The organism is Shewanella abyssi, assembly GCF_023284025.1.
In the GTDB taxonomy this organism is placed as follows: Bacteria; Pseudomonadota; Gammaproteobacteria; order Enterobacterales; family Shewanellaceae; genus Shewanella; species Shewanella abyssi.
On the sequence record NZ_JAKIKR010000042.1, the window covers coordinates 21,044 to 47,143 of the forward strand.

22 protein-coding genes are annotated in these 26,100 nt (G+C 44.3%); 14 read left to right on the forward strand and 8 right to left on the reverse strand.

Features of this window, described 5'->3' with window-relative positions; all coding sequences use genetic code 11:
- Positions 1 to 2: 2 nt before the first annotated feature.
- The 12 genes from atpE to L2755_RS16355 all read left to right on the forward strand — a co-directional run bounded on the left by atpE (position 3) and on the right by L2755_RS16355 (position 16,384).
- Complete coding sequence (atpE, locus tag L2755_RS16300) at positions 3 to 254, forward strand: F0F1 ATP synthase subunit C (protein WP_011639455.1); 252 nt, start codon at positions 3 to 5, stop codon at positions 252 to 254.
- A 37-nt stretch (positions 255 to 291) separates the two neighbouring features.
- On the forward strand, positions 292 to 762 hold the full coding sequence (gene atpF, locus L2755_RS16305; protein WP_248981736.1) for a F0F1 ATP synthase subunit B: 471 nt from the start codon (positions 292 to 294) through the stop codon (positions 760 to 762).
- Positions 763 to 778: 16 nt separating this feature from the next.
- Positions 779 to 1,312, forward strand: a complete 534-nt coding sequence (gene atpH / locus L2755_RS16310; RefSeq protein WP_248981737.1) for a F0F1 ATP synthase subunit delta — start codon at positions 779 to 781, stop codon at positions 1,310 to 1,312.
- A 14-nt stretch (positions 1,313 to 1,326) separates the two neighbouring features.
- Positions 1,327 to 2,868, forward strand: a complete 1,542-nt coding sequence (gene atpA / locus L2755_RS16315) for a F0F1 ATP synthase subunit alpha (RefSeq protein WP_248981738.1) — start codon at positions 1,327 to 1,329, stop codon at positions 2,866 to 2,868.
- A gap of 48 nt (positions 2,869 to 2,916) precedes the next feature.
- Entirely contained in the window at positions 2,917 to 3,777 is an 861-nt protein-coding gene (gene atpG / locus L2755_RS16320) for a F0F1 ATP synthase subunit gamma (RefSeq protein WP_248981739.1), read from the forward strand.
- A 35-nt stretch (positions 3,778 to 3,812) separates the two neighbouring features.
- Positions 3,813 to 5,189 carry a F0F1 ATP synthase subunit beta gene (gene atpD, locus L2755_RS16325; protein ID WP_248981740.1) on the forward strand — a complete coding sequence of 459 codons (1,377 nt, stop codon included), beginning with the start codon at positions 3,813 to 3,815 and terminating at the stop codon, positions 5,187 to 5,189.
- Between the two features lie 59 nt (positions 5,190 to 5,248).
- Complete coding sequence (locus L2755_RS16330) at positions 5,249 to 5,677, forward strand: F0F1 ATP synthase subunit epsilon (protein WP_248981741.1); 429 nt, start codon at positions 5,249 to 5,251, stop codon at positions 5,675 to 5,677.
- Positions 5,678 to 6,181: 504 nt separating this feature from the next.
- Positions 6,182 to 7,567, forward strand: coding sequence for a bifunctional UDP-N-acetylglucosamine diphosphorylase/glucosamine-1-phosphate N-acetyltransferase GlmU (glmU, locus tag L2755_RS16335; protein ID WP_248981742.1), 1,386 nt, complete (start codon positions 6,182 to 6,184; stop codon positions 7,565 to 7,567).
- A 295-nt stretch (positions 7,568 to 7,862) separates the two neighbouring features.
- Positions 7,863 to 10,028 (forward strand): TonB-dependent siderophore receptor, encoded by a 2,166-nt coding sequence (locus L2755_RS16340; protein ID WP_248981743.1) that lies wholly within the window; start codon positions 7,863 to 7,865, stop codon positions 10,026 to 10,028.
- A gap of 148 nt (positions 10,029 to 10,176) precedes the next feature.
- The gene (locus L2755_RS16345) at positions 10,177 to 10,947 is read left to right on the forward strand and encodes a DeoR/GlpR family DNA-binding transcription regulator (RefSeq protein ID WP_248981744.1); all 771 of its coding nucleotides are present in this window, start codon (positions 10,177 to 10,179) and stop codon (positions 10,945 to 10,947) included.
- Between the two features lie 83 nt (positions 10,948 to 11,030).
- Entirely contained in the window at positions 11,031 to 12,860 is a 1,830-nt protein-coding gene (glmS, locus tag L2755_RS16350) for a glutamine--fructose-6-phosphate transaminase (isomerizing) (protein WP_248981745.1), read from the forward strand.
- 719 nt (positions 12,861 to 13,579) lie between these two features.
- Positions 13,580 to 16,384, forward strand: a complete 2,805-nt coding sequence (locus tag L2755_RS16355) for a TonB-dependent receptor plug domain-containing protein (protein ID WP_248981746.1) — start codon at positions 13,580 to 13,582, stop codon at positions 16,382 to 16,384.
- Positions 16,385 to 16,450: 66 nt separating this feature from the next.
- On the opposite strand, the gene L2755_RS16360 is transcribed toward L2755_RS16355, so the two are convergent.
- From L2755_RS16360 to L2755_RS16380, 5 genes are all read right to left on the reverse strand, one after another.
- Positions 16,451 to 16,726, reverse strand: a complete 276-nt coding sequence (locus L2755_RS16360; protein WP_248981747.1) for a hypothetical protein — start codon at positions 16,724 to 16,726, stop codon at positions 16,451 to 16,453.
- Between the two features lie 578 nt (positions 16,727 to 17,304).
- Positions 17,305 to 18,054 (reverse strand): phosphate ABC transporter ATP-binding protein PstB, encoded by a 750-nt coding sequence (gene pstB / locus L2755_RS16365; protein WP_248981748.1) that lies wholly within the window; start codon positions 18,052 to 18,054, stop codon positions 17,305 to 17,307.
- Positions 18,055 to 18,066: 12 nt separating this feature from the next.
- Complete coding sequence (gene pstA, locus L2755_RS16370; protein ID WP_248981749.1) at positions 18,067 to 18,924, reverse strand: phosphate ABC transporter permease PstA; 858 nt, start codon at positions 18,922 to 18,924, stop codon at positions 18,067 to 18,069.
- A complete protein-coding gene (gene pstC, locus L2755_RS16375; RefSeq protein ID WP_248981750.1) occupies positions 18,924 to 19,829 on the reverse strand; it encodes a phosphate ABC transporter permease subunit PstC in 906 nt (301 codons plus the stop codon). Before pstC ends, pstA begins: the two co-directional genes overlap by 1 nt.
- An 88-nt stretch (positions 19,830 to 19,917) precedes the next feature.
- Entirely contained in the window at positions 19,918 to 20,727 is an 810-nt protein-coding gene (locus tag L2755_RS16380) for a phosphate ABC transporter substrate-binding protein (protein WP_248981751.1), read from the reverse strand.
- A 465-nt stretch (positions 20,728 to 21,192) separates the two neighbouring features.
- Between L2755_RS16380 and L2755_RS16385 the strand changes: the two genes are divergently transcribed.
- Complete coding sequence (locus tag L2755_RS16385; RefSeq protein WP_248981752.1) at positions 21,193 to 22,389, forward strand: potassium/proton antiporter; 1,197 nt, start codon at positions 21,193 to 21,195, stop codon at positions 22,387 to 22,389.
- A gap of 22 nt (positions 22,390 to 22,411) precedes the next feature.
- Here the strand turns inward: L2755_RS16385 and L2755_RS16390 are convergent, their stop codons facing one another.
- The 3 genes from L2755_RS16390 to L2755_RS16400 form a co-directional block, all read right to left on the reverse strand.
- Positions 22,412 to 22,609, reverse strand: a complete 198-nt coding sequence (locus L2755_RS16390) for a DUF2061 domain-containing protein (protein WP_248981753.1) — start codon at positions 22,607 to 22,609, stop codon at positions 22,412 to 22,414.
- 181 nt (positions 22,610 to 22,790) lie between these two features.
- Positions 22,791 to 23,693 (reverse strand): 1,4-dihydroxy-2-naphthoyl-CoA synthase, encoded by a 903-nt coding sequence (locus L2755_RS16395; RefSeq protein WP_248981754.1) that lies wholly within the window; start codon positions 23,691 to 23,693, stop codon positions 22,791 to 22,793.
- A gap of 140 nt (positions 23,694 to 23,833) precedes the next feature.
- Positions 23,834 to 24,187 (reverse strand): hypothetical protein, encoded by a 354-nt coding sequence (locus tag L2755_RS16400; RefSeq protein WP_248981755.1) that lies wholly within the window; start codon positions 24,185 to 24,187, stop codon positions 23,834 to 23,836.
- Positions 24,188 to 24,275: 88 nt separating this feature from the next.
- On the opposite strand from L2755_RS16400, the gene ccoG reads away from it, so the two are divergent.
- Positions 24,276 to 25,697, forward strand: coding sequence for a cytochrome c oxidase accessory protein CcoG (ccoG, locus tag L2755_RS16405; protein ID WP_248981756.1), 1,422 nt, complete (start codon positions 24,276 to 24,278; stop codon positions 25,695 to 25,697).
- Positions 25,698 to 26,100: the final 403 nt, after the last annotated feature.

A 26,100-nucleotide genomic window follows, 5' to 3' on the forward strand; every position in this document is an offset into this window, starting at 1 on the left:
AGATGGAAACTGTATTAGGCATGACAGCTATTGCTGTTGCTCTGTTGATTGGTATGGGTGCGTTAGGTACTGCTATCGGTTTCGGCCTACTAGGTGGTAAGTTCTTGGAAGGCGCTGCGCGTCAACCAGAAATGGCTCCTATGCTACAAGTTAAAATGTTCATCGTTGCGGGTCTTTTGGACGCCGTTACTATGATCGGTGTTGGTATTGCATTATTTATGCTATTTACTAACCCTCTTGGTGCAATGCTTTAATAAACGCTTCTGTCTTTAAACTTAATAGGAGGCTGTTGTGAATATCAACGCTACCCTACTCGGTCAGACGGTTGCCTTTTTACTCTTCGTGTGGTTTTGCATGAAGTTTGTTTGGCCCCCTTTGATGAATGCCATCGAAGAGCGTCAAAAAAGGATTGCCGACGGTCTAGCCGATGCTGACCGTGCCGTGAAAGACCTTGAGTTGGCACAGGCGAAAGCCACTGACCAACTAAAAGATGCAAAAGCGACAGCTAACGAAATTATTGAGTCTGCGAATAAACGTAAAGCTCAAATCGTTGATGAAGCTAAAGCCGAAGCTGACATTGAGCGCGCTAAAATTATCGCTCAAGGTCAAGCAGAAATTGAAGCTGAACGTAATCGCGTAAAAGAAGACTTGCGTAAGCAAGTTGCTACTCTTGCCATTCTTGGTGCAGAGAAGATTCTTGAACGTTCGATTGATGAAGCCGCCCACAGTGACATAGTTAATAAACTAGTTGCTGAACTTTAAATAAGGAGTTTGAGTTATGGCAGAAATAACCACCATCGCTCGTCCTTACGCAAAGGCAGCGTTTGACTTTGCTCTTGAACAAAACGCAGTAGAAAGTTGGGTAGAAATGCTTAACTTCGCCGCATTGGTTAGTGAAAACGAATCAATGAGGCCGCTACTGTCTGGCTCTTTAGCCAGTAGCCAGCTTGCAGAACTCTTTATTGGAGTTTGTGGTGAGCAGGTCAATGAGCAAGTTCAAAATCTGTTAAAGGTAATGGCTGAAAACGGTCGTTTAGTAGTGCTACCAGCTGTTGTTCAACTATTTGTTGAAATGCAACATGAGCATGCGAAGGAAGTTGAAGCGTTTGTCGTTTCAGCAATCGAGCTGACCTCTGAGCAACAACAGGAAATGAGCGCTTCTTTAGAGAAACGTCTAGCACGCAAAGTTAAGCTGAATTGCAGCATAGATGCCAGCCTTATTGCTGGTGTAATTATCAAGGCAGGAGATCTAGTCATTGATGGCTCGGTCCGCGGAAAAATTTCGCGTCTGTCTGATACGCTGCAGTCGTAATTGGGAGTTTGAGCATGCAACTGAATTCCACTGAAATCAGCGATCTGATTAAACAGCGGATCGAGCAGTTCGAAGTCGTTAGTGAAGCTCGCAACGAAGGTACAATCGTTGCAGTAAGTGACGGCATCATCCGCATCCACGGCCTAGCCGATGTGATGCAAGGTGAAATGATCGAGCTGCCTGGTAACCGTTTCGCAATCGCGTTGAACTTAGAACGCGATTCTGTCGGTGCCGTAGTAATGGGTCCTTATGCCACGTTGGCAGAAGGCGATAAAGTAAAAACAACTGGTCGTATTTTGGAAGTCCCAGTTGGCCGTGGTCTTTTAGGTCGCGTAGTCAACACATTGGGTGAGCCAATCGACGGAAAAGGACCTATCGATCATGATGGTTTCTCTCCTGTTGAAGTCATCGCACCAGGTGTAATTGAACGTCAGTCAGTAGATCAACCAGTGCAAACTGGTTATAAAGCCGTTGACTCTATGATCCCAATCGGTCGTGGACAACGTGAATTGATTATTGGTGACCGTCAGATCGGTAAAACCGCTCTAGCGATCGATTCAATTATCAATCAAAAAGATACTGGCATTAAGTGTGTATACGTAGCAGTAGGCCAAAAGGCTTCTACCATTGCTAACGTGGTACGCAAGCTAGAAGAACATGGCGCTTTGGCGAACACCATTGTTGTTGTTGCGACAGCTTCTGAAGCTGCAGCTCTGCAATATTTGGCTCCATACTCTGGTTGTTCAATGGGTGAGTATTTCCGCGACCGCGGTGAAGATGCACTGATTGTCTATGATGATCTTTCTAAGCAAGCAGTTGCTTACCGTCAGATCTCATTGCTACTTAAGCGTCCACCAGGACGTGAAGCATACCCAGGTGATGTATTCTATCTTCACTCTCGTTTGTTAGAACGTGCTTCACGTGTTAACGCCGAGTATGTTGAGAAGTTCACTAAAGGCGAAGTGAAAGGCCAAACTGGTTCTTTGACAGCATTGCCGATTATTGAAACTCAAGCGGGTGACGTATCTGCATTCGTACCGACCAACGTAATTTCGATTACCGATGGTCAAATCTTCCTTGAAACTGACCTATTTAACTCAGGACTACGTCCTGCTGTTAACCCTGGTATTTCGGTTTCTCGTGTTGGTGGTGCGGCTCAGACGAAGATCATCAAGAAACTGTCAGGCGGTATTCGTAGCGCACTTGCACAGTATCGAGAGCTTGCAGCGTTCTCACAGTTTGCATCTGATTTAGATGATGCAACACGTGCTCAACTTGAGCATGGTGAGCGTGTTACCGAACTTATGAAGCAAAAGCAATACGCCCCTATGAGCGTAGCTGATCAGTCTGTGTCTATTTTCTCAGCTGAAAAAGGTTACCTAAAGAGCGTTGCACTTAATAAGATTGGTGATTTCGAAGCGTCTTTGCTCTCTTTCATGAACAGCGAGCATGCTGACCTTATGAAGACCATCAACGAGACTGGCAAGTATAATGCCGATATCGAAGGTGAGTTGAAGGCCGGCCTCGATAAGTTCGTCGAAACCCAAACCTGGTAATCGAAAGAGGTGTCGTAAGGCACCTCAGGTCCAGATTGGAGAGTTAAGATGGCCAACGCTAAAGAGATTAAAACCAAGATCGCGAGTGTTCAAAACACTCAGAAGATCACATCTGCTATGGAGATGGTTGCAGCCAGCAAAATGCGCAGAGCGCAGGAACGCATGGCAGCGAGTCGTCCATATGCAGAAAATATGCGTAAGGTGATCGGTCACGTGGCGCAAGGTTCTCTCGAGTATAAACACCCCTATTTAGAGGTGAGAGAGGCTAAGCGTGTTGGTTACATTGTAGTGTCAACCGACCGTGGTCTTTGTGGTGGTCTGAACGTTAACCTTTTCAAAAAGGTTGTCGCAGACGTGAAGAAGCAACGTGCAGCTGATGTAGAAGTCGAATTCTGCCCAATCGGCGCTCGTAGCGTACAATTCTTCGCTAATTTTGGCGGCACAGTATCTGCCCATGCATCTGGTTTAGGTGACGCTCCGTCGTTATCTGACTTGATCGGAACAGTACGTGTGATGCTAGAAGCATACAACGAAGGCAAGCTGGATCGTTTATATGTAGTGTTTAACAAATTTGTTAATACTATGTCTCAAACACCAGTGATCGAGCAGCTGCTACCTTTGCCAAAGTCTAAAGAGGATGAGATTTCTCATCATTGGGACTACCTATACGAGCCAGATCCAAAAGAACTTTTGGATACTTTATTGGTGCGTTATGTGGAGTCGCAAGTTTACCAAGGTGTCGTCGAGAATATTGCGTCCGAACAAGCAGCCCGTATGGTTGCTATGAAGTCTGCAACCGACAACGCTGGTGATCTTATTAGTGACTTGCAGTTAGTTTATAACAAGGCTCGACAGGCTGCGATTACGCAAGAGCTGTCGGAAATTGTTGCAGGCGCTGCAGCCGTTTAGGCTAGGTAACGAATACAAGTTTTAGAGGATTTATAATGAGCACAGGTACTGTTGTCCAAGTCATTGGCGCGGTTGTGGACGTTGAGTTTCCACATGATGCCGTACCTCAGATATATGACGCTCTAAAGATCGAAAGTGAAGGCTTGGTGCTGGAAGTTCAGCAGCAACTAGGTGGTGGTGTAGTTCGTACCATCGCTATGGGTTCTTCAGATGGTCTGCGTCGTGGTCTTGAGGTTGTAAACTCTGGTTCACCAATTTCTGTTCCGGTAGGGGAAAAAACCCTTGGCCGTATCATGAATGTATTAGGTCAACCTATTGATGAATGTGGTGAAATCGGTGAAGAAGATCGCTATGTGATCCACCGTGAAGCTCCTTCATACGAAGATCAATCAAACTCTACTGAGCTTTTAGAGACTGGTATCAAGGTTATTGACCTTGTTTGTCCGTTCGCTAAAGGTGGTAAAGTAGGTCTGTTTGGTGGTGCTGGTGTTGGTAAGACCGTCAACATGATGGAACTTATTAACAACATCGCTAAAGCACACTCAGGTTTATCTGTATTTGCTGGTGTAGGTGAGCGTACTCGTGAGGGTAACGATTTCTACTACGAGATGAAAGATTCTGGTGTTCTCGACAAAGTGGCCATGGTTTATGGTCAGATGAACGAGCCTCCAGGTAACCGTCTACGTGTGGCACTTACCGGTCTTACTATGGCTGAGAGATTCCGTGACGAAGGAAAAGATGTTCTTTTCTTCGTTGATAACATCTATCGTTACACCTTAGCAGGTACTGAAGTATCTGCACTGCTAGGCCGTATGCCATCAGCAGTAGGTTACCAGCCAACATTGGCTGAAGAGATGGGTGTACTTCAGGAGCGTATTACATCGACTAAGACAGGGTCTATTACCTCTGTTCAAGCCGTTTACGTACCTGCGGATGATTTAACGGATCCGTCACCAGCAACAACCTTCGCTCACTTAGATGCGACTGTTGTATTGTCACGTAACATTGCTTCTATGGGTATTTACCCAGCGGTTGACCCATTGGACTCGACTTCACGTCAGTTAGATCCATTGGTTGTTGGTCAAGAGCATTACGATGTTGCTAACGGTGTTCAAACCGTACTTCAGCGTTATAAAGAGCTGAAAGATATTATTGCGATCCTAGGTATGGATGAATTATCTGATGAAGATAAGACAACTGTATTCCGTGCTCGTAAGATTGAAAAATATCTTTCACAGCCTTTCTTCGTAGCTGAAGTATTCACCGGTTCTCCAGGTAAGTACGTTCCTCTTAAAGAAACTATTCGTGGCTTTAAGGGTATTCTAGGCGGTGAGTTCGATCACCTTCCAGAGCAAGCGTTCTACATGGTTGGTTCAATCGACGAAGCCGTTGAGAAAGCTAACAAAAAATAACTCAGGATTCTGCACTGATGTGAAAGTGTCAGTGTAGAGTGCTAGTTTAAGGAGAACGGATGGCAGCCATGACAGTACAGCTTGATATTGTAAGTGCAGAAAGTAGCATCTTTTCTGGTCTTGTAGCACACCTACAAGTAACCGGTTCAGAAGGTGACTTAGGCGTTATGCCTGGTCACGCGCCTCTGCTTACACATATCAAGCCTGGCATGGCGCGCATCGTCAAGCAAGATGGAAAAGAAGAAGTGTTTTATCTTTCAGGTGGTATCCTGGAAGTTCAACCTTTTTCAGTTTCAGTATTGGCTGACGTCGTACTGCGTGCCGATGATATTGACGAAAAAGCCGCTGTAGAAGCGAAGCGTCGTGCAGAAACCGCTATGGCGGATGCTGGCGCCGACTTCAACTATGCAGCCGCTGCGGTTGAGCTAGCTCAAGCAATTGCTCAGCTTCGCGTTGTCGAGACCATCAAGAAGAACATTACCAGATAGGTTATTGTTTGATGAAAAAAGGCGCTCTCCGCAAGGTGGGCGCCTTTTTTATGTCTGAAGAAAGGTAAAAGCTAAGACGGAAAGGCAGGGACTAGATTCTAGGAAAAGCTAAGAAAGGTCCGAGGAAGAGAAAGGAACGGCTTCGCCTACGGGTAACGGAACGTTCGCAAGCTCACTTTCTTGTAGGTCGGGCTTTAGCCCGTCAATTAAGGGGGAGAGCTAAGATCGAGGAAAAGCTAAGAAAGATCCTAGGGAAGAGAAAGGAACGGCTTCGCCTACGAGTAACGGAACGTTCGCAAGCTCACTTTCTTGTAGGTCGGGCTTTAGCCCGTCAATTAAGGGAGCTGTTAGCTTGATGCTAGCACCTAGCACCCTCTTACTGGCAGATAAAACCGTGATCCTTTCATCGTTGTTAGATTTAGGCAGTGTCGCTTTTAGCGCCCATTTAGCTTAAAATATGCGTTCAAAAATTTTATAAACAAGCATCAGCTCAAGGATTTAGACATGGCACTGAACGTAGTGATTTTGGCCGCAGGTAAGGGAACCCGCATGCGCTCAGATCTCCCCAAAGTTTTGCACCCAATCGCCCATAAAACCATGGTTCAGCACGTTATCGATACTGCGCAGCAAGTGGGCAGCGATGCCATTCAACTTGTTTATGGTTATGGTGCCGACAAGCTGCAAGCTAAGCTTGGTGAACAACAACTTAATTGGGTACTACAAGCAGAGCAGTTAGGAACTGGGCATGCCGTTGCACAGGCTAATGAGCATATTAACGACGATGACACGGTACTTATTCTCTACGGTGACGTACCCCTTATTCAAGCTTCTACACTAGAGTCATTGTTGACTGCCCATGAAAAAGGCGGCTTGGCTATTCTTACGGTAAACCTACCTAACCCAATGGGTTATGGCCGTATAGTACGTACTCCTAGCGAAGGTCAAGAGCTGGGCAATGTTGTTGGTATCGTTGAGCAAAAAGATGCCAATGCTGAGCAGTTAGCTATCACTGAAGTGAATACTGGCATTATGGCGGCTCCAGGCAAACAACTTAAATCTTGGTTAGGTCAGTTGTCATCAGACAATGCCCAAGGTGAATACTATCTAACTGACATAGTGGCTATGGCACATAAAGAGGGCGTAGCGATTACCACGGCACAGCCTGAGTCTGCTGTTGAAGTTGAAGGCGCTAACAACCGTGTGCAACTGGCGCAATTAGAGCGTGCTTACCAAGTGCGTGCTGCTGAAAAACTGATGCTTGCAGGTGCTAACCTGCGTGACCCTGCCCGCATTGATATCCGTGGTGATGTGACCGTTGGTATGGATGTAATGATCGATATTAATGTCATTATCGAAGGTAAAGTGACTATTGGCAATAACGTCACTATTGGCGCCGGGGCTATTCTTATCGATTGTGAGATTAGTGACAACGCTGTTATTAAACCTTATTCGATTATTGATAATGCCAAAGTTGGTGTTGCTGCCAGCGCAGGTCCTTTTGCGCGACTGCGCCCGGGTGCAGAGCTTAAAGAAGATGCACACGTCGGTAACTTCGTTGAGATTAAAAAAGCGGTATTAGGCAAAGGTTCTAAAGCCGGCCACTTGGCCTACATTGGTGACGCACAGATAGGCAGTGGCGTAAATATTGGCGCTGGTACGATTACGTGTAATTATGATGGCGCAAATAAGTTTTTAACGGTTATCGAAGACAACGTATTTGTTGGCAGTGATACGCAGCTGATTGCACCCGTTACCATTGGCAAAGGCGCTACGTTAGGAGCTGGTTCAACCATCACCAAAGATGTAGCAGCTGACGAACTTGTTATTACTCGTGTTAAGCAGCGTCACATATCAGGGTGGGCAAGACCGGTAAAACAGCCGAAGAAGTAACTCAATAGCGGCAGCTAAAAAAGCGACCATGTGGTCGCTTTTTGCTTATAAACACCCTCAAAAAACCTCCTTTCTTGGCGGTTATATTCAGAATGTCCTGCTGTTTTTTACCGGTTAACCTCGTTACATATGGATTCAGTTGTTATTACGTCAACCCCTTGATGTTGCTGTTTAGATCTCAGTTTGAAGGGGGTCACTTACCTGTGTAAAGGCGTGTAAAGAAACTTAAATAAAAACAATTCTCATTTATATTACTGCCAATTATTGCATTTCGGTTTCATTTTTGGGGTTGGCTATGTCTTTTCAGGCGTCTTTTAAGTTTTCTCGTATTGGTCTTGTTGTCGTTGCTGCCTTAGCGCCATCAACCGCTTTTGCTGAAGATGTTGCAGCAGAATCTAACGCTGTCGTTAACCGTAATATCGAGCGTATTAGCGTAACTGGACGTAGCTTTAATGACTACAAGGTTGGCTCATCTTCAGGCGCAATGCGTGGTGATATTGATATTCTAGACACGCCGCAATCTGTAGCTGTCATTCCTGACTTTGTCATCGATGAGCAGTTGGCAACGAACCTTGCAGAAGTGTTGGTAAATGACTCTAGTGTCACCGGTGGTAGTGAGAAGTGGAACCGTCAAGTCTTTAGCATTCGTGGTTTTGAACTGTCATCAGGTTCGGGTTATTTGATTAATGGCCAACAGCAGTGGTCTCACTATGTACAACCCATTGAGACTCTACAGCAAGTTGAAGTGCTGAAAGGCCCTTCAAGCATGCTTTATGGTCAATCAGGCCCTGGTGGACTGATTAACATGGTGACCAAGAAACCAACAGCTGAAACGATGTTAGATATTGGATTTGATACCGATGAGCACGGCTCAACTCGCTTTCAATTAGATGCCGGTGGTAGCCTAAATGAATCAGAGACTATCCGTTACCGTACTGTACTCGTTAAGCAAGATACTCAGTACTGGCGTACTTATTCTGCAGAGGACGGGCAAGATGGTTCAAACCAAGAGCGTGACCGTTGGTTGGGCTATCTAAACCTTGAGTTTGATATCACAGACGACTTGTTACTTTCTCTTAAATACGATTATACCCAAGATAAAACGGGTATTGATCGTGGTGGTTGGTTAGACAGTAGCGGTGACTTGATTGGTGGTAGCGATATTATTTGGGATCAGCCTTGGGCGTTTACCGATAATACTATCTCTAATATGGGGGCAGATTTAACTTACCACCTATCTGATGAGTGGCAAGTGAAGGCGGGTTATAACGACCAGCAGTTTAACCGCCAACGTTTAGATTCATCTCCATCGCTGATCAGTGGCTCAGAAGATCCATTTAGCGATGGTTACTATGTTAGCCCATTCGATCGTTATGATGATTGGCAGCATAAAACAGGTTATGTCGATTTCACTGGTAACTTATATACAGGTGATGTTGAACACCAGCTACTTATTGGTGCAAACATGCTTGATTACTACTATGGACAGTTAAAAGAATCTGGTACAAAGAATCAATTAGTCATGCCTGGCCAACCGTTACCTAAGCCTGATCTTGATTACAACCGTGATGAAACCTTATACGAGAGCAGCTATAAGCATTATGGCTTCTATGTCCAAGATCTCGTGACGATTACTGACGAGTGGCAAGTACTTGCAGGCGTTCGTTACGATGAACAGAAGAAAGATGGCGACGGTGGCAACAGTTACGCCGTTTCACCTAAGTTAGGTGTGATTTATTCACCTGCAGCAAACGGTAGCATCTACGTTAACTACTCTAAGAGCTTCACTCCACAAAGTATCGTTAATAATGATGAGGATGCTAGCAATGGTATGAACCTTGACCCTGAGTATGGTGAGCAATATGAGATTGGCACTAAGTGGGAGTTGTTTGATGGTAGCTTGCTACTAACAGGCGCAATATTTGATATCACGGTATCAAACGTTACTGTTCAGCAAGAGTTAGCAACGCCAGATGCTGATGGCAATATCTATATGACCACTCAAGAAGGTGAGCAGCGTCATAAAGGTTTCGAAATGGGTGCTCAAGGCCAGGTTAGCGAGAACTGGTTTATGACTGGCTCAATGATGTACTTAGACGCTCAGTATGAAACGGGCGCCAGTGACAAAGAGAATTTAGACGGCATGACACCCGTTGACGCACCTGAATGGTCGGCCAACGTGTGGACTCGTTACGAAATGACTGAAGACTTAGCACTTAACTTTGGTGCTATCTATGTCGGCGAACGTTTCGCTAATACGAGCAACACCATCTCTAAAGATGGTTATGTCCGCTTCGATATGGGCGCGGCATACACAATGGATGTAATGGGCAGCGATGTTAGCGTACGTGTTAACGTGAAAAACCTATTCGATGTTGATTATCTAGCAGGTGGTACTAACACTGACGTTACCGTTGGTGAAGGTCGTCACTTCAGCTTGGCGTTAGAAGCTAAGTTCTAAATAGATAAGTGGGAATAGCCTCTATCGAAAGATAGGGGCTTTTTTTTGACTAAAATTTGACTAATAACCGTTTTGTAAGTTTCAAAACTAGCTTTTAAGTTTCGTTTGGCTATAATCTACCTTTCGAAACGAAACTTAGATGTGATTTATGAATAAACGTAACACTCAACAACGACGTCACAGCATTATTAGCCTGCTTAATGAGCAAGGCGAGGTGAGTGTTGAAGAGTTGTCCTTACGTTTCGAAACGTCTGAAGTGACCATTCGTAAAGATCTAGCCACGCTAGAAAAGAGTGGCCTCTTGCTGAGGCGATATGGTGGCGCTGTCGCGGTACCAGATGAAATGACTCGGCAGTTTAGCGCTAAAATAGCGCCTAACAAGCTTGCTATCGCCAAGGCGGCAGCGGAGCTTATTAACGATCACAACCGCATCATCATCGATAGTGGCAGTACAACATCAGGCATAGTTGCCCAACTTAATGCCAAGCGTGGCTTACTGGTGATGACTAACTCCTTGGCGCTGGCGAATGCAATTCATGAGCTTGAGAGTGAGCCAACACTGTTGATGACTGGCGGTACCTGGGATCCACACTCAGAATCCTTTCAAGGACAAATAGCAGAGCAGGTTTTACGATCATACAATTTTGACCAACTGTTTATTGGTGCCGATGGTATCGATCTTGAGCGTGGCACGACTACCTTCAATGAGCTGACGGGACTGAGTAAGGTGATGGCCGAAGTATCGCGCGAAGTGGTGGTGATGCTTGAGTCAGAAAAGCTAGGTCGACGCATTCCAAATTTAGAACTGCCTTGGAGTAATATTAGTGTGCTTGTTTCTGATGACAAGTTACCGACCGAGGCGGTTGAGAGTATTTCAAAACATGGCGTGCGAGTCATTCTTGCGCCGTATACCGAATAACTGAATAGTCGTTATTTAATAGCAATATCAACTTCATTTTTAATATCAAATTAACTCTTAGTTAGAGAGTCTAGGTAATCAATATGTGTGGAATAGTAGGCGCAGTAGCGCAAAGGGATGTTGCAGAAATTCTAGTTGAAGGATTAAGACGACTTGAATACCGCGGTTATGACTCGGCAGGTGTTGCTGTACTTAATAATGGTGAATTAAGCCGTACTCGCCGTGTTGGTAAGGTGCAGGAGTTGTCATCAGCACTTGAAACTCAACCGCTTTTTGGTGGTACTGGTATTGCACATACTCGTTGGGCTACCCACGGTGAACCCAATGAGCGTAATGCGCATCCACATCAGTCAGAAGGTGATATTGCCGTGGTACATAACGGTATTATCGAAAACCATAATAAGCTACGGGTGATGCTTAAAGGCTTAGGCTATACCTTTGCATCAGACACCGATACCGAAGTCATTTGTCACTTGGTTCATCATGAACTTAAAACTCACGACAGCTTACTTGCAGCAGTTCAAGTAGCTGTTAAACAGTTAGAAGGTGCTTACGGTACCGTGGTTATCGACCGTAGGGATAGCCAACGTATGATAGTTGCCCGTAGTGGCAGCCCGTTAGTGATTGGTTATGGCTTGGGTGAAAACTTTGTTGCTTCCGATCAGTTAGCTTTACTTCCAGTGACTCGTTCTTTTGCTTTCCTTGAAGAGGGTGATGTTGCTGAAGTGACTCGTCGTGAAGTTAACATCTTTGATGTTGATGGCAATGCCGTTGAGCGTGAAATGAAAGAGTCTGAAGTCACCCATGATGCCGGTGATAAAGGTGAGTATCGTCACTACATGCTAAAAGAGATCTATGAGCAGCCAACAGCGATAGCGCATACCCTCGAAGGACGTATTGCAGGCGGCAAAGTTTTAGATGCAGCATTTGGTGAAAATGCCGCTGAATTCTTAAAAGATATTAAACACGTACAGATCATCGCCTGTGGTACTAGTTACCATGCGGGTATGGCGGCGCGTTATTGGTTAGAGGGTTGGGCGGGTGTTTCTTGTAACGTCGAAATTGCTTCAGAGTTCCGTTACCGTAAGTCGCATCTGTTCCCGAATAGCTTATTAGTGACCATTTCACAGTCTGGTGAAACCGCTGACACATTAGCGGCAATGCGTTTAGCGAAAGAGATGGGCTACAAAGCAACGCTGACAATCTGTAATGCGCCCGGCTCATCGTTAGTCCGTGAGTCAGATATGGCTTACATGATGAAAGCGGGCGTCGAAATAGGTGTTGCATCAACTAAAGCATTTACTGTGCAACTCGCGGGCTTATTAATGTTAACCACCGTGATAGGCCGCCATAATGGTATGTCTGAGCAGGTGGAAGCGGATATTACCCAGAGCTTGCTGTCTATGCCAGCTAAAGTCGAACAAGCATTAGGTTTAGACGATGCCATCGCAGAACTTGCTGAAGACTTTGCCGATAAGCACCACGCACTCTTTTTAGGTCGCGGCGATCAATACCCGATTGCGATGGAAGGTGCGCTGAAGCTAAAAGAGATCTCTTATATTCACGCCGAAGCCTATGCATCAGGTGAGCTTAAGCATGGCCCACTGGCACTGATTGATGCTGATATGCCAGTTATCGTTGTGGCCCCAAACAATGAGCTACTTGAAAAGCTTAAATCTAACGTCGAAGAAGTACGCGCTCGTGGCGGTTTAATGTATGTGTTTGCGGATGTAGATGCCGAGTTTGAGTCGGATGACACCATGAAGGTGATCCCAGTGCCTCATTGTGATGAGTTTATGGCACCGCTTATCTACACTATTCCTCTACAACTGTTGTCATACCATGTGGCATTGATTAAAGGGACTGATGTAGACCAACCTCGTAACTTGGCTAAATCCGTTACGGTAGAATAAGTAAAAGCGTATATATCGATAAAAGTGTTGGTAGACATTAAAGTTTGTCACTTTTATCGGTCTAAGGGGGAGTTGGTAGAAAAGCACTGACTCATTTTTCCCCTAAGACATTTTAGCTGCCTATAAGTCTCAATGTTGCCTCTATCAAGCTCCGCATTATTATTTACAGAAAGAAAGGTCGTGGCGTTTGGCCCATACCGTATTTTAAAGGGAAAAGTGTTTGTTCCCCTTTAAAATACCTCTCAGAGTTCCTGTGAAATCTATTCAGAAAAATTATCAACTGGAAGAGTGAAAACTAAAATACTCTTTTAAATAAGTTTTTTTCGTTTGTTTATATTAGTATTTTTCACGTATACATTTAGCTTGTCTTGATTTATATCAAGGTTTTTTCTTATTCACTGATATTTTTCAACAGTTTACAATGGCCCTCCTTTGCGCGTAAACCTATTGATACATCAGAGGTTAGCCTTTAATTCTGAATTAGTAATTAAATTTAGCGAGTTATTAGGTTCATCTTTTTTATATTGGTTTATTAACCCAATGTCTGAATGAAATATCCTTTTTATAGTCTGTTAATTAATTCACTTGTAAAAAGAATGTTTACTATGTTGCACGCCTCGCGTCACTGGATACAATATACTTGGTGGCTGTTCACAGTAAATAACTTATGAGTCACATGGTCTTATTCTAATAATTTAGTAGGTAATATGATGATGAAGATGAATTTAATTTCTTTAGGGATTGCAATCGCAGTTGGGGGAACTTCCTTCACCTTAGTCGCTCAAGAAGACAATAGTATCGATGTTGTTGAAGAAGAGATCGAGGTGATTCAGGTCACGGGTTCCAGAATTGGTCGAACAGATATGGAAGGTGTGGATCCTGTCGTGGTGCTGTCTGCGGATGATATTGTTACCCAAGGTCATGCGAATGTATTCGATGCTCTTAACTCTCTAGCACAAAATACCGGACAATTTATTGGCGAAGAAAACTCTAATAACTTTAATGCTAATGCTCAAGCGATAAACCTGAGAGGTTTTGGTGCTGGCTATACATTGACACTCATCAATGGTCGACGTATTCCAGTTCTACCTAAGCCATCTGGTGGTTTGGGAGGGAATGTTGTTAACTTAGCCATGATCCCTACAGAAGCAGTGAAACGTGTTGAAATATTGAGTGGTGGTGCTTCTGCTATTTACGGTTCTGATGCTGTTGCTGGTGTCGTCAATGTGATACTGAAAGATGACATTGATTACACTCAGGCAACGGTGCGTTTTGGTGACACCAAAGACGGTGGTGGCCAAAGTAAGAAGTTTACCTTTAGTACGGGTGGCCAACTGGATAAGCTGAGCTATACCGCCATCATTGAAGTTGATCAGCGAGATCCTATTTATGGTGATGATAGAGATTGGTTTGATGAGCCTACAGATGGGCCTGATGCCAGTCGACATGGCCTGCCACAAGTTATGTCCTATTGGACGCGTTATCAACCAAAGTCATGGATGCTGAATGATCTATCTGGCCGCTGTGAAAATCTTGGCTACCAAGACGTGCAACCAGGCTGGATAGGTGAAGATGACGCTTTTGACCCTGATCCTTATTACTGTGGTGACAACGTGTATGACACTTACACGATTAGAAACGCGCGCGACAATGTTTCGGCATTTGTGAACCTAGACTATGAGCTCGATGATGGTCGTTTATTTGCGACGCTAATAGGCACTCAATCTTCAGCCGATGCCGGTATCTACCGGTATAGTTTTGATGCTAACTATGATGTTCGAACTGACATTAATGATTCAAGCACATGGCAAGGCAGTCGCCATGTCTATCGTCAGTTTAGAAACTTTGAGGTGCCGACATCGAACCAAGAGTTTGATGAGTCGGTGTTGATAGGTATTGTCGGTATTGAAGGGGTTATTGCTGATGAGTTTGATTACTCTGTAACATTCACTGGCAGCCAATATGATTATAAAGACTCTGTTGTGCGATTAGATGATCAGAAGATGCTTAGTCTTATGTTTGGTGAAAAGGGCGTTGACTGGGATCAGCCATGGGACGGCGACCGTTGGGTTGTAGTCAATGCCTCACAGCTGAATGATAATTTTGAACCAAATAGTAACATCGACTTTTTCGGTCAATTAACTCCTGATATGTTCGAAGACGCGCTGCACACATCTGTTGGCGAAGGTGATTCCTATCTATATAGCTTAGCATTTGATCTCGTCGGTACCATGTTTGAGCTGCCAGCAGGCGATTTGCAGTTCGCTTTTGTGGGTGAATACACCAAAGAAGGTTATAAATTTGATACGGATGAGAAGACGGTTCAAGGGGAGATCTTTGGCTGGAGTGGAATTACTGGCGAGGGGGACCGAGACCGTTATGCTGTTGGGCTGGAGTTAGCGGTGCCTTTAGCTGATTCAGACAGTAGTATTGGTTATTTAGAAGCAAAGCTGGCTGGACGTTATGATTACTATGATGATGAGTCTGACGTTGGCGGCGCTTTTACTTATCAAACGGGTCTCTCTTGGCGGCCTATTGATGAGCTGTTAGTCAGAGGTTCATACGCCACTTCATTTAGAGCACCCGACATGCATTACATGTACGCTGGTGAAAGTTCATCATTCGTTTCAAGTACTGACTACCTAACCTGTGTACAAGATGAAGGACTAACATCTGGGCAAGGCTGGGGAGATTGCAGTGATGATTATGGTACCGGTAGTATTCGTCAGAACTCCCAAGGTGATCTGTCGCTTGAGGAAGAAACCGGTGACAGTCTCAATATCGGCATAGTGGCGGATATAACCGATGATTGGTCTGTTACTGCTGACTATTATGAGATAAGCCTAGAGAAGAAGGTCGGCACTATCGGGGCGAGTACGGTATTGCGATATGAAGCTGAATGTACAGTAGGTTTTGACCAGTATGGCAATAGTATCGACCCTAATTCAGCTAAGTGCCAAGAGATGCTGAGTCGAGTTTCCCGTGGTGGTGCGCGTGGCGGAGTCAAATCCATTGTAACAAGCCCATTCAACACCGGTGTGCGTGAGCAAAAAGGGATGGACTTATCTTCCAGTTATACTTATGAGTTTGATCGATTCGGCTCTATTTTCTTCAACCTCAATTACACCCATATTTTTGAGACTAATGAAAAGTATTTACCTGAAGATGAGCTAGAGGATATTCGTGACGCCCAATGGAATACTGAGTTTAGAACTCATACCACCGGTACCTTAGGTTGGTATAATGATGATTTAGCTATTTCACTGTTTGCCAATCGTTTAGGAAGCTCGCCTGTCCGCTGGTCGGAAGATGAAAACGAGCGTTACGATGCTTGGACTCGCGTTAACCTAAATACAAGTTATCAAATTATGGATGAACTTAGCATTACTGCCTCAGTGGTAAATCTGTTCGATGAAAAACCACCGCAACATGAATCTGAGAAATGGTGGCCGTTTGCTGACATTTCTAAGTACAACGCTGTAGGAATGGAATACTTCGTTACTATGAGTTACAAGTTCTACTAAGTGAGTGTAGTTTAAATGATAAAAGCCAGTTGCTCACGCTACTGGCTTTTTTAATGCGGATAAAAGCTATTTCTCGGCAGCGCCTTTCTCTTTTGCTATTTTTATATCGAAATTGTCTAGTAGTAACAAGGTGTCTGCGATTGCTGCTTTGAGTTTTCCTGCGGGTGGCGAGCTGAGCTTTTTAGCTTGTTTTAAGGTTTCTCGCCGAGTGACAAACTCCAGCATGGTTTCGAGCTCTTTCGGGCAATCAATATCAAGAGGAGGGAGCTTTTTAGCCGCGGCATTATTATAGATTTCGAACTCACTTTTTAAGTGATCTTGAGCTTCTCTGATTCTTTCCATATAAGTTGTATCCCCAGTATATGATTAACCCATAACTCGAAGCTAACTTATTAACAATATTTAAACAAGTTAGCCGCGTAAAGTTAGCCCGTTAGAGGGGGGGGGAGAGTGCTTGTTGATTACTCTTTTGTATTGCTTCTATGGCTTTAAGGTTTTCTTATGTAGGCGAATAATATAAGAGTTCTTAAATTCGAATTCGTCGCCAGCCAATATTGATTCCTTGACTTGAGGGAGCTCATCTAAAGGGAGACCTTTAGAAAGCAAGATGAGTAACGCCTTAGATATGTGCTTAGTTTCTGAACAAAGTGATCTGTTATTATAGATTTCGACCTGCATATACGCCCTAAAGACAATGTGTTGACTCTATTGATATCAACTTTGGCTGAAAAGAAGTGCTTGTTGGTTGTGGCGACAAGCTAAATGACATTATTGACAATAACGGTCTAATTTATCAAGTGTTAGCTTTTTAGCACGTTAAGTAGATCTTTATCTACTGGCAATTAGGCTATTTAGGCTGGGTAAAGCGGGGAAGTGATAGGCCCACGTAGACAGTGGGCGCTTAAATTGGAAGTGTGATGTTAGCCAAACTCTCCACTGACATAACCTTGCGTACGTTTATCGACGGGGTGATTAAATATTTGGCTTGTTTCACCATGCTCTACTAACTCGCCCATCCAGAAAAAAGCCGTTTTATCTGAGATACGTTTGGCTTGATTCATCGAGTGAGTCACTATCACTATGGTGAACTTCTTACGCAGTTCATCCATAAGCTCTTCAATCTTATGAGTCGCAATAGGATCCAGTGCGCTGGTGGGTTCATCCATCAATATCACTTCTGGTTTCATGGCTATGGTGCGGGCGATACAAAGCCTTTGTTGTTGGCCACCCGATAAGCCTTGGCCTGGTGAGTCCAGTCTGTCTTTCACTTCATCCCAAAGTGCCGCACTGCGCAGTGCTTCCTCTACAGCTTCGTCTAATAGCCGCTTATCCTTTACGCCTTGGGCTTTAAGTCCAAAAGCAACGTTCTCATAGATACTCATTGGAAACGGGTTTGGCTTTTGGAACACCATCCCCACACGCATTCTTAGCTGCTTAACATCGACATCTTGGTAGATGTTGCTTCCCTCAAACATCACATCACCATTAATCTTCACCCCAGCGACTAGATCATTCATGCGATTGAGCGTGCGCAGCAGTGTTGATTTTCCACAACCAGAGGGACCGATAAGTGCGGTTACTTGGCGTGATGGTATTGCCATTGAGATATCTTTTAGCGCATGGTTATCGCCGTAAAATAGGTTTAAGTTGTTCACTTCTAGCTTATTCATAGGGATAGCCTTTTAAGATTTTATCAAACGGGTAGCAATGAATTTGGTGGTCATGTTGAGTAGTAGAACTAATACAATCAGTACTGTCGCGGTAGCATAAGCCTGATCCCACTCGTGTTGGGTAAAGAGTTCTTGAGTGAGCTTATATAGATGTACGGTTAAGGTTCGGCCAGAATCGAGCACAGATTCAGGTATTTGGGTGACCATACCCGCGGTTAAAAATACCGGTGCAGATTCACCAATGACCCTACCTATGCTTAAGATTATTGAGGTGATAATACCCGGTAGAGCACTCGGTAAAATGAGGCGCCAGATGGTATAGATTTTTGAGCTGCCAAGGGCATAACCACCTTCACGGTAGCTCATGGGGACTGCAATAAGCGCCTCTTCTGTGGTGCGGATGATCACCGGCAGTATCAACATCGCTAACGTTAACGAACCTGAAAGGATAGAGAAGCCTAGGCCTAAAGTGGTGACGAAGAAGGTCATACCAAATAAGCCATACACAATGGATGGGATCCCAGCAAGTGATTCAGTGCAAAAACGGATAGTTTTAACCACGTTACTGCCTGGCGCCGCATACTCAGTTAAGTATATGGCCGTCATAATACCGATGGGTGCAGCGATTGCGAGTGACAGGCCAACCATATATACAGTTGACACTATCATGGCCCAAATACCAGACGCTTCACCTATACGGGTGTAGGAGCCGGTAATGAACTCCCAACTAACATAGGCCAAGCCGTTGCTTAATATGTGCCATACCACCCACAGCAGAAATAAAATGGTGATGGCGGCTGCGGCCCAAATGGCAGCAAACAACAGCTTGTCTTGAAGGTCTCTATTAAAAATACGTTTATCTTGAAGCATTAGTAGCTCCTCTTACGGTTTAGAAATAACAAACTCGCATTGAGTAAAACGATAAACACCAATAATACGATGCCCGTTGAGTAAAGAGCGCTGGAGTGAATGCCGGTAGCGTAAGACATCTCCATTGCGATATTAGCCGTTAAGGTTCTGGCTGGTTCTAGTATTGACCCCGGCATGGCTGGCGCGTTACCCATCACCATAATAATGGCCATTGTCTCGCCAATGGCGCGGGCTACACCGAGCGCTACACCGGTAAATATACCGCTGCGAGCAGCAGGAATGAGTACTTTAAAAACAGTGTAAATATGTGATGCACCAAGCGCTAAAGCACCCTCTTTATAAACGGGAGGTAGCGCTCTTAGGGAGGTTTCAGAGATGGTTATCACTGTTGGCAATATCATAATGGCCAATACAATTATTCCCGCAAGAATAGTGTTACCAGCAGGAATATTAAAGATGGTTTCGATAGCAGGAACGATGATGATGAGTCCAAAGAACCCGTATACAACCGATGGGATCCCGGCTAATAGTTCAACAGCAGGACGGACTATATTTGCTAGCCACTTTGGGGCGAGCTCCGCTAAGAAAACGGCGGTTAGAATGGCAATGGGTACACCAATGATGACCGCACCCGCTGTTGATATAAGGGTCGACATTATCATCGGCAAGATGCCGTAAAGTGCTGGAGGCAACCATTCACGACCAAAAACCAAGTTGAGTACGCCGGCTTCTTTAAAGGCAGGGAGTCCCTCTTGGAATACAAACCAACCAATGGTAGTGACAGAGGCTACTCCAATCATGGCACTGGCTAGAAATAACAGATGGAAAAAGAGTTCTTTCCAATCATAGTTTTTTGCTGGGGCGAGTTGCAGTCCTTGCGCTCGGGCTTTACTGGTTGTGCTCATCACTTGGCCTCGATGTCTTACGACTAATAAGACATGAATCAAATTAATAAAGAGGAGCGGCAGCTCCTCATTAATGGTTGCTCTATTATTACTTAACGCGGATGTAACCTTCGCTCGCTACAATGCCTTGGCCATCTTCAGAAAGAATATAGTCAATGAAGTCTTGGGCATTACGCGGTGCGTCCTTGTCCATCAACACAATAAATGGACGTGCAATTTGATAGTCACCAGTAGCAATGTTGTCATCTGTAGCTGCAATACCGTCAACATCAATTGCACGTAGACTGCTATCGACACTGCCTAACGAAATATAACCGATGGCATATGGATTGTTAGCCACAATGGTCTTGATCATGCCATTGCCATTACCCACTTGGGCTCTAGGGGTGATTGCGGTAACAATGTGACCATTGACGGTACGCTGTAGCTTCATTATTTCTTCGAAAGCGCCGCGAGTTCCTGAGCCATTTTCACGGGTAACAACTACGATAGGACGTGACTCTCCGCCAACCTCACTCCAGTTGTTAATTTCACCACGGTAGATTTTAGATATTTGAGTTTGAGTTAAGCTTGTTACTGAGTTGGCATTGTTAACCGCGGCTGCGATGCCATCTCTTGCGATAACAATCTCTTTAGTGTCGCTGTTAAGCTCGCTCTGCTTAACGTTGCGCGATGACATGCCTATCATGCTGGTACCATCTTTAGCGGCGCGAATACCGGCAGAAGAACCCGTGCTTTGCACTTCAACATTCTTGTTAGCGGTGTTTTGGTAATTCTCGGCAAGTACTTCCATCACGTGTGCGACGGAAGTTGAACCTGATACGGTAACGGTGCCCGCTTGAACCAGTGGCGATACCATCAAACCAACTGCGGTTAATAAGCCAATAACTTTTTTCATTACTTTTCCTACTCTGTTGTAAGTTGTCTAAATACGAAACCAAATTAGTGCCTCGCTGAAGGCGATTGCATTAAGACAGAGATATATGACAGTTAGGTGACAGTGTTTTGTAGCTGCTAAAGCGCAGATTAAAATGCCCATGGGCTTTACGTGAGTAAAATGTAGGGGTTTTATTCGATGAACAATCTTTAAGGCGACTTTTCTTAAATGCTTTTTCTGAATCGCCTTCTAGGAACAGTAATGTGTTGCTGCAGGTTTGAGTGGCTTAACTTAGTGGAGAGCGCTGTGGGGTTAATTTAGCCTTAAGGTTGGTTTAATGGTCAGCCTAGTGATTTGTAGTATATTTAACGTTGAAGAATGCTTAATAAATTTATTGTTAAACTTTTATGACAGTGTTCAGTTTAACGCTGACTGTATGCGCTAACGTTCATCTCCCTATTCGCTCAATTTACTTAAGGAAGTTTTATGACGACTGAAATGATCATGATTGGTATGTCTATTTTGATCTTAGTCGGAATATTACTGCATCACCCTTCAAGAACCCTGGGGATCCCATCACTGCTTATCTTTATGGGCGTAGGCCTAGTGCTTGGTAATGGTGAATTTAACTTTGTTTATGATGATTTGAGTCAAACAGCTTGGATTGGTGGCTTAGCACTGAACATGATTGTATTTGTTGGTGGCATAAACACATCAACGGATAAGATAAAAGTGGCCTATAAAGAAGGCGGTGTATTGGCTTCTTTTGGGGTATTGTTTACCACCATGTTTTTCTCGGTCATTTTATATTGGCTGCTTGATTTCGATGTTATCACCTGTCTGCTATTCGCGGCGATCGTGTCATCTACCGATGCCGCCGCTGTATTCTCTATCTTAGAATCTAAAAAATTAAAGCTGAAAGAGCAAACTGACACCATATTGGAGTTTGAATCTGCAACCAATGACCCTGTGGCTATGCTATTGGTGATTTTTTTAACTGATATGGCACTGTCTGCCAGTAAAACGGTAGTTGCTTCGGAGATAGCACTTGAGCTAGTGACGCAGATATCTGTGGCGATAATCGTGGGTGGGCTGGTGGCTAAAGTGGCTGTTTCACTACTTAATCGAATTCATCTGTCTGAGTTTGGCCTGATCCCGGTTTTTGTTCTCGCAAGCTTTGTGGTGGCAACTTATGGTGCTGATATGCTTGGGGGGAATATTCTGTTAGCGTCTTATATAGCAGGTGTGGTGATAGGTAATGGTATTAAGCGTGGGCAAGCGGTTAATCAACACTTCCTCAATAGCTTGTCTTGGCTAGCTCAAGCGTTGATGTTTATAGTATTGGGTTTGCAGATTTTCCCGCAGTCATTAGCGGCGGTATTTACCAGTTCCTTATTGCCTGCCATTTTACTCATATTGGTTGCAAGGCCACTGGCAGTACAGCTTTGCTATCTGCCATTTGTAAAAGCGAGCTGGAAGAAGCGATTGTTTATTTCTGCAATTGGCTTAAAGGGGGCAACTCCTATTGTGTTTGCATTAATTCCAGCGGCGGCTGGTGTGCCTGGAGCACTTGAAATCGTGCATATGGTGTTCTTTATTGTATTGTTCTCTGTGTTTATTCAGGGAGGGGCTATTGCGCCTCTAGCCAACAAACTCGGTTTGAACAATTCAGATAAGGATTAAAGGGCGCTGGAATCGCACTCAATTATGCTGCGGCACTTTGTAAAGCATTCCTAGACTCTATCCCTTTCCAGACTTTTTCATGAAAATAGAAGACTACGGTGTTGATAGCCGGTTCTATTAAGGCTATTGCACCACCAATGATGACGCTGCCGGTTAGTAAATAAGTCACAGTGAAGGCAACGCTAAAGTGAAGAATCGCAAAAGTGATAGTCTTGGTCATGATGGTGCTCCTCTAAAAGTTAATCAAATGATAATGGTTATCATTTGCAATTGAAAGGGGTTTATATAGATAAGTTTGATAGGTTTAATAGATTGGAAGGATAAGTCGGGTATAAACCCATCAACATCTTTAATGTATTGATGAGTTTACAACCAATTCTATTAGAGGCGAAAACTGTAAATTAGTAGTGCCACGGGAAAGATGAGAAGTCTTGATCTCGCTTTTCTAAGAATGCGTCACGTCCCTCTTGAGCTTCAGCCGTACCGTAAGCCAAGCGCGTTGCTTCTCCTGCAAAAAGTTGCTGCCCTACTAAACCATCATCAGGTAGATTAAAGCCGTATTTGAGCATACGCATTGCCGTTGGCGATTTAGAGTTTATCTCTTTCGCCCAACTTAATGCTTCTGTCTCAAGTTCTGCATGGGGAATAGCCCGGTTGACCATGCCCATTTCGAATGCTTCTTCTGCGCTGTAGTTAAAGCCAAGGAAGAATATTTCTCGAGCACGTTTTTGGCCAACCATCTTGGCTAAATAAGCGCTGCCATAGCCAGAGTCAAAGCTACCAACATCAGGATCTGTTTGTTTAAATACCGCGTGTTCTTTTGAAGCCAAGGTTAAGTCGCAGACCACGTGCAAGCTATGGCCGCCGCCAACTGCCCAACCAGGTACAACCGCAATAACCACTTTAGGTATAAAGCGTATTAAGCGCTGCACTTCCAGAATATGTAAGCGACCCATTCGAGCAACATCAGGTGTGCCTTCATCTGCACCTTCGTATTTGTAACCATCTTTGCCACGAATTCTTTGATCGCCGCCAGCACAGAAAGAGTGTTGCCCTTTAGCGGATGGACCATTGCCAGTGATCAATACGCAGCCGACATCAGACCATTGGCGAGCATGATCGAGTGCAGTATAGAGTTCATCTACGGTTTTTGGTCGGAATGAGTTGAGACAGTCTGGGCGATTTATCGCAACGCGAACGGTTCCCTGATCTTTAGCTCTGTGGTAGGTAATATCTTCGAAATCAAATCCAGGAACGACATCCCATAATGTGGGATCAAAAATATCAGACACTTTTTCAGTCATGAGCAGCTAGCCTTTTCATTTCGTTATATAACAGTAATGAGTAAAGGCTAGGCGGAATCAGATCTCAGGTCAATTAACATTAATCGCGAATGTGCGAACTGAGATCTATCGCAATGACCTATTAGCTAGGCTATTGTGACTCAATTCAGTTTGTCACAGATATAAGTTTGGTTCTCTTTACTAAAGCTAGTGTGTTTATCTGCGCCGTTACCACAATAGCGCTCTTTATAGCCATCGAGTTTTACCTGCGACTGGCTGATGAGTTTTAATGCTTGTTGCTCTGTAGCCGATAGTCGCTCTGCTATGTCCGCCGTTAACAGATCAACTTTATCATCGATACGCTTCATTTTGGTCCCCGTCATGCTATCGAGTTTATCTTGAGCTTGTTGATAAATAGCTTGAACTTCAGCAACAGGTTCATCGAGTGTGTCTGTTTCGGTATAGAGGTAATAAAGGGTAGCGCCTATTAGCGCTATTAAAATCCAGCCTTTCATCAATTCGTCCTATATAGGTGAATAACTTGTATTATAAGCGTTATAATAAGCTAGTTTTCTAGCAATATTAAAGCTGTAAGGCTACAAAATGAACGCAGAGCAAAATAAAAAAGATTTTTCAAAAGTAGAAAGAATCAAAATCCATCAACCTGACGCTAATAAAGCGGATAGGTTTAACCCTCGAAATCGAATCTATGTCCGCGCTGTAGAAGGCTTGTGGAGCACGCTGCGCCGACGTTTGGGTTGGATCGCTATGCTGTTCTTTTTACTGTTGCCATGGATCCCTTGGGGAGACCGACAAGCAGTATGGTTTAATCTAGCAGAACAAAAGTTTCATGTATTCGGATTAACCATTTGGCCACAAGACTTTACCTTACTCGCGGCTCTATTGATGATTGCTGCCTTTGGTTTGTTCTTTATAACCACCTATCTCGGACGAGTTTGGTGCGGCTATACCTGCCCGCAAACAGTTTGGACCTTTATCTTTATCTGGTTTGAAGAGAAGCTCGAAGGCGCACGCAATAAACGTATAAAGCTCGACCAGATGCCATGGAGCTTTAATAAGCTGTGGCGGAAAACGGCAAAACATGGCGCCTGGTTGCTGATATCGCTATTAACCGCAATGACCTTCGTGTCCTACTTTGTGCCCACAAGAGAGGTCTACTTGGAGGTCTTCAGCTTAAGCGCCAGTGGTGGGATCTACTTCTGGGTGATTTTCTTTACCTTTGCCACATACGGTAACGCGGGTTGGATGCGCGAAATCATGTGTATCCACATGTGCCCCTATGCACGTTTCCAAGCGACTATGTTTGATAAGAACACTTATATAGTGGGCTACGATACTCAGCGCGGTGAAACTCGTGGGCCAAGATCACGCAAAGCAGATCACAAAGCGATGGGCTTAGGTGATTGCATTGATTGTGATCTCTGCGTACAGGTATGCCCTACCGGTATCGATATCCGTAACGGCTTGCAGTATGAGTGCATTAATTGCGGTGCCTGTATAGATGCGTGCGATACCACTATGCAACGCATGGGGTACGCTAAAGGTTTAATCAGCTATACCACCGAAAATAAGCTCGAAGGGATACAAGAGAAAGTCTTACGTCCTAAGCTTGTTGGTTACGGCGTCATTCTATCTGTAATGATTTTGGTCTTTATCTACGCGACAGCGACAATTGCGCCGATCCGCATTGATGTTATCCGTGATCGTAACCTATTGTTCAGAGAAACAGACCAGGGTTTAATTGAGAATACCTTCACGCTAAAGATTCTTAATAAAACTGAAAGTACCCATATCTATAATATGAGTGTGGAAGGCTTAACTAACTATGAATGGATTGGCCCACAACAAGTGTCTTTAAATGGCGGGGAGGTATTAACACTGCCTATCAGTATCGCAGTTGACCCGGTAGACCTCTCTAGAGCGATGACACATATCAACTTTGCGGTGGAAACCAATGATGGTGCGATAGAAGCCAAACAAGAATCTCGTTTCTTTGGTAACTAATCTAGCGATTTAAATGGATAAAAGGGGCTTTTAGCCCCTTTTTCATACTTATTGTTTGATAAGCATGCACTTGATGTAATTATTACACTTTTTATCAAAAAGCCCCTTGTGCTCTTACAGAGTTTCCCTATAATACGCATCCACTGACACGGCACAGCAGGCCAATTACTTTTAGCAAACGCTAGGATGCACGGGACTTGCAGCGGTGTTAGAGAGTTTACTTCCTTAGGGAAAGAGACTCAGGTGACAAGCGCTTTAAGGGCTTCGGGTTTGCTTCTTTTCACGAGAGTGGTTAAGAAATCATCGCTTGAAAAACTTATTAAAATAAGCCCTTGACGCCGACACTGGAGAGTGTAGAATACGCCTCCTCAAGCCAACGACCTAGCGTCTTCGGCGAAGTATG